We start from the raw sequence: 215 nt of genomic DNA, 5'->3' as shown, positions 1-215 counted from the left end.
GGATCGTCATCCCATCACAGGATGATCAGAAGCATTCGCAAATGCTGCTGATGATCATGTGAACTCTGGTGGAGCCTATCGGGATCGAACCGATGACCTCCTGAATGCAAATCAGGCGCTCTCCCAGCTGAGCTAAGGCCCCGAGCAGGCGATGGTGGGTCGAGGAGGACTTGAACCTCCGACCTCACGCTTATCAGGCGTGCGCTCTAACCACC

1 tRNA gene is annotated in these 215 nt (G+C 56.3%); it reads right to left on the bottom strand.

Annotated features, from left to right (window positions below):
* Positions 1-66: 66 nt before the first annotated feature.
* A tRNA-Ala gene (locus XINFAN_RS20165) sits at positions 67-142 on the bottom strand.
* Positions 143-215 lie beyond the last annotated feature (73 nt).

It is taken from the genome of Pseudogemmobacter humi, assembly GCF_900609055.1.
Classification (GTDB): Bacteria; Pseudomonadota; Alphaproteobacteria; order Rhodobacterales; family Rhodobacteraceae; genus Pseudogemmobacter; species Pseudogemmobacter humi.
The sequence above is the reverse complement of the archived record's forward strand: the minus strand, read 5'-3'. Positions and strand labels throughout refer to the sequence as shown.